This is a genomic window from Pseudoalteromonas sp. NBT06-2 (assembly GCF_002276045.1).
GTDB lineage: Bacteria > Pseudomonadota > Gammaproteobacteria > Enterobacterales > Alteromonadaceae > Pseudoalteromonas.
In genome coordinates this window covers 1-4,238 of sequence record NZ_NQMR01000165.1, presented here as the reverse complement: position 1 = coordinate 4,238, position 4,238 = coordinate 1, and the positions used below count along the sequence as shown (strand labels likewise).

General features: G+C 34.6%; 5 protein-coding genes and 1 pseudogene. 2 read left to right on the top strand and 4 right to left on the bottom strand.

Annotated features, from left to right (window positions below):
• Positions 1 to 210 precede the first annotated feature (210 nt).
• Positions 211 to 1,107 (top strand): formylglycine-generating enzyme family protein, encoded by an 897-nt coding sequence (locus CJF42_RS28810; RefSeq protein WP_252097701.1) that lies wholly within the window; start codon positions 211 to 213, stop codon positions 1,105 to 1,107.
• Positions 1,108 to 1,212: 105 nt separating this feature from the next.
• A complete protein-coding gene (locus CJF42_RS28805; protein ID WP_252097700.1) occupies positions 1,213 to 1,857 on the top strand; it encodes a carbohydrate-binding protein in 645 nt (214 codons plus the stop codon).
• 52 nt (positions 1,858 to 1,909) lie between these two features.
• Here CJF42_RS28805 and CJF42_RS22295 read toward each other — a convergent pair whose 3' ends face one another.
• The 4 genes and pseudogenes from CJF42_RS22295 to fre all read right to left on the bottom strand — a co-directional run.
• Positions 1,910 to 2,614, bottom strand: coding sequence for a hypothetical protein (locus CJF42_RS22295; protein ID WP_095368781.1), 705 nt, complete (start codon positions 2,612 to 2,614; stop codon positions 1,910 to 1,912).
• Complete coding sequence (locus CJF42_RS22290; RefSeq protein ID WP_095368780.1) at positions 2,583 to 2,990, bottom strand: hypothetical protein; 408 nt, start codon at positions 2,988 to 2,990, stop codon at positions 2,583 to 2,585. The genes CJF42_RS22295 and CJF42_RS22290 overlap by 32 nt, the downstream gene beginning before the upstream one ends.
• A 370-nt stretch (positions 2,991 to 3,360) precedes the next feature.
• A complete protein-coding gene (locus tag CJF42_RS22285) occupies positions 3,361 to 3,738 on the bottom strand; it encodes a winged helix-turn-helix domain-containing protein (protein WP_095368779.1) in 378 nt (125 codons plus the stop codon).
• Between the two features lie 166 nt (positions 3,739 to 3,904).
• Positions 3,905 to 4,238, bottom strand: a pseudogene (fre, locus tag CJF42_RS22280) (NAD(P)H-flavin reductase); the annotation flags it as partial.

The following is a 4,238-nucleotide window of genomic DNA, read 5'->3' as shown; positions in this document are numbered from 1 at the left end:
GTTTTCTTAACTGATCAGTGTTGGCCTATATGGCGCATTTTTTATATCTGAAGCTTTAGTGTTTTATTTTATAGTTGAAATTAAATCGTTCAATATCAATTATTTGTGTTTTCTATGATTTTTCTATTTTTAATGGATTATAAATTTTTATTAAGATTTATTTACGGTGCTTTTTCATGCTTAACTCATCTTTTAAAAAGGAAGTCTAAAATGAATCTTAATAAAATAATAATGGCACTGTGTTTATCTACTATGAGTTATCAAACTTTTGCAGGTTCACCAATAGAGCCAATTATGGTTGATATTCCCAGTGGTAGTTTTGAAATGGGATCCATGGATCGTGAAAATTCTCAGCCATTACATGAGGTCAACATATCGCAATTTAGTTTAGGTAAATATGAAGTAACAGTAAAAGAGTTTGCCCAATTTATAAAGGCTACTAATTTTAAGGCACCTAGTGAGTGTCGTCATGAGTTAGATGGTTGGTTTAAGCCATATAGTAAAGGTAATTGGGAAACTAACGCGCTGAATAGTAGTGAATTTCAACCTGTTGTTTGTATAAATTGGCAGGCGGCTAATGCTTATACACAATGGCTGGCCAAAGAGACTGGCAGACCATATCGATTACCTACAGAAGCTGAATGGGAGTATGCAGCAAGAGCTGGTACTAAAACAGATTATTTCTTTGGTAATGATGAAGATCGTACGCAAGTATGTGAATATGCTAATACAGCTGATTTATCAGGTGAAAATATATTACAAAGAGATGCTAATACCAGTTATTTAAATTGGTCTACAGGTTTAGCTAATTGTGTTGATAATTCAGGTGATGCCAGCATAGTGGGTATGTATAAACCAAACCAGTTTGGCTTACATGATATAGTCAGTAATGTATTAGAAATGCTTGCAGATTGTTATGTTGCAGATTATAAAACTGTACCAACTGATGGTTCACCCATGTTAGAGGGTGAGTGTGCTAGTCGTGCTACACGAGGTGGTAGCTGGCACTGGAATAATTGGCCATTAGCGCAGCGTGGAAGTATACCTGAAGATTTTTCTGGTGGCGTGGATGGATTTAGAATTGCATTAGATGGCACCGCACCTTAGCAATCAAAAGCGACTAAATATTTTGCTTCACAATTAAAGCATGCTCAAAATAAAGAACAAAAACAACGAAGCTTACAGTCAAATTATCCTGATAAAGTGACTAATGTGAGATTAACGCAAATTGATGGTTTAGTGAATTTAACTTGGGATGCGAGTTCAGATCCTGATGTAGACGGCTATCGTATATATAGAAATGATATTGCAGGTACTATGGTTAAATTGATAGCGTCAAATCTCAAAGAGACAAGTTTTAAATACGCTCATACAAGTGGTTATGTGTATGAATATACTGTTGTAGCTGTAAAAAATCATCAACAAGGTATGTATAGTGATACTGTAAAAACAGAAGCTAGTTGGTTGAAGGTACCTGGTCGTATTGAAGCCGAATCTGCTGCGCAAGACGATGGTGCTGTCGTTTCGCGTACATCTGATGATGAGGGGAGTTATAACCTGACCGGTGCAGGAGGAATATCTGATAAAGCAAAATTAGATTATCAATTAGACGTTGCGCAATCGGGAGAATATTTACTGACATATCGTGTAGCATCGCCTAGAGATACTAAAGGGTTTAGTGTGATCGTTAACGGTGACAAACAGGTAGAACAAAAAATCACTAAAACAGGTGGCTATCATGAGTGGCAAACCCAGCAGGGTGGTAAAATATATCTTAAAAAGGGGAAAAACAAGTTGAGCCTTAACTCTTTAGATAATAACTGGAAGCTTAATTGGTTAGCACTAAAACAGGACTAGGTACTTATTTCGCTATAAAAATGAAAAAGGTAGCTTAATGCTACCTTTCTCTTTAAAGGTTAAGAGCGACTAATTTTTCTTCATTTCTTCGTCGCCAATTTAATGTGGCATTTTCACTAATAAATTGAGAATAAAAGTCATAATTTGTTTGTTCTTTTGGTGCGTCACATAGCAATAAAGCGATATCTAGACTTAAATACTTATTACCAGATAGTTGTGCTTGTTCAAATGCTCGCTGAGCATGAGAAATGAACAGATCTGTTTGTACTTGTGCTTGTGCCAAAAGTGTTTTTAGATATGAATTTTCAGTATTATCCGATTTTAAATTTTCAACTAAAGTTTGTGCCTCAGTGAGGCTATTGATTGAAATGTAATATTTCATCAAAGTTTCTCGGCTATCTTGTGCCACCCAGTGATTAGGTGTTAATGCAGTAAACTCAAGGACTTGTTTTAAATGAGGCTCTTTATCAGCAAGTTTGCTTGCATAAATAGCATAGTGGAAAGGAATTTTGGCAAAATGATAAATAGGTAGTTCATACTGTAGCATTTTATCTTCAGCTTGTTTTAAGTATAAGTATAAGTATAAGTATTTATCTTTTTCTTGTTTGTGCTTGTGGGCTAAAACAGATAAATAAGTGAGTGCATGTAATTCTCTTTGTTTATCTTTAGCTTCTAGAGCAAACTGAGCTGAATTTAATAAACTTACTTTTATTGCAGGATAATTATCAAATTTGATGATCCAACCAAGATTGTGCATTCCAAGCATCTGCTTGTCGTTTTAAATCGTTAATTTTTTCAAACTCTATGAGTGCAAGTTGTAGTTTTTGTGAACTCAACTCAAATAAGTCTTTTTGGGTGAGAATTCCACTTTGAAGTAATAATGCCATACCTACTTGCTGAGGGTTATTCTCTAAATTTGCGATATTTACCAGTTTGTCAGCCATTACCATCGCTTTATCTAATTCGCCTGTTTGCAGGTAAGTTTTTATAAGTTGGTTTAAAACAATGAAATCGTTAGGGCTGTTTTGATGCGCGATAGAAAGATTTGCTAGTTTTAATTCCGGAGCTTGTGGTTTACCTATTAAGTCATAAATAAATTCTTGCTGTAGATGACGTTTTAACTTTTCAGTCACCTCACGCTGAGAGTCTCCACTGAGTAACCCTTTCCACTGAGCAAAAGGGCCTTTTAAAATAAAGTCTAAATAAGTCTGTTGATTATGAGATCGAAACTCTCCGGTTAATATTAGAGGATGCTTAGCTGATAAGCTGGGGTATTTTAATTCTGCAGTTGCAATAAAGTCTCTATAATCTAAATTTTTTAGCGCTATAAAGTTGAAATTAGTATTTTTTGAAAACTCTTTAAATGTATTATCTGATTGTTTTTCAAAAGGAATATAAGCAATTTTGGTTGTAGGTAATGAGGTTTTATTTGATGATGTGTAGATGTAACTGAAAAATAAAACGCAAATAAATATGAATGAAAAAACTGTAATGTATAGCTGCTTAGCTGCTTAGCTGCTTAGCTGATTTTGATGGTGCTTTTTCAATGACATTTATTTTAGTTGGTGCACCAGTGCAAATCTCTGAGTTTGTTTGTAATGCAAGTTGCCACTGATATCCTCGTTTAGAGAAGGTTTTAATCGCTGTATTGCCAAAAAGACCCCTAAGGTGGCTAATATTTTGAAATACGGCTTGCTCAGAAACCACTTTATCTTGCCAAACTTCTGCTAATATATCTTCTTTACTAAATACACGTTCTGGCTGACTTATCATTAAAGCGAGTAATTTCGCTTCATTATGTCTAATAGCAATATCGTTATTATTTTTAGTTAAAATTAAACTGCTGCTATCAAATTCAAAATCCAGAAACTTATATTTCATTTTACTTTTCGATTACTTAAAACTAGCTCATAGTAACTGATTTATCTGAGTTTAGTTAATTTATATTTTTAACTAAAAAATATCAAGAGTGGACTAGTTTAAAGAATGTTGCATGCGAGAAAGGAAAGCACGATAGACTATCGTGCTTTAGAAGTTATTATCTTTATTATATAAATGCAAATGCATCCGCATACATGTGTTCGCGAATAGCACCTTGATTGATAAAATCATCACGGACAGGGCCTATCATGTCAAAGCGGCCAGCCATGTAAATATCGTAAGCTTCTAATGAGATCATATCTTTTAATACCGCATTATGAACATAACCAGAATGACCTTTCCAGTTTTCATCGGCTAACTCAATAACAGGTATAAAGTTAAAGTGTGGGTTTGATGCTGCCCATGCTTCCATTTCTGCCTTTGCGTATAATGCTGATACTTGTTTTACACCCCAGTAAAAAAATACAGGGCGATCACAGCCAACTTCAGCTAAGTGGTCT

Excerpts from the sequence above, each read along its gene's own strand:
- CJF42_RS22285 (WP_095368779.1), bottom strand. The coding sequence starts at position 3,738 with ATGAAATATAAGTTTCTGGATTTTGAATTTGATAGCAGCAGTTTAATT.
- CJF42_RS22295 (WP_095368781.1), bottom strand. The coding sequence starts at position 2,614 with ATGCACAATCTTGGTTGGATCATCAAATTTGATAATTATCCTGCAATA.
- CJF42_RS28810 (WP_252097701.1), top strand. The coding sequence starts at position 211 with ATGAATCTTAATAAAATAATAATGGCACTGTGTTTATCTACTATGAGT.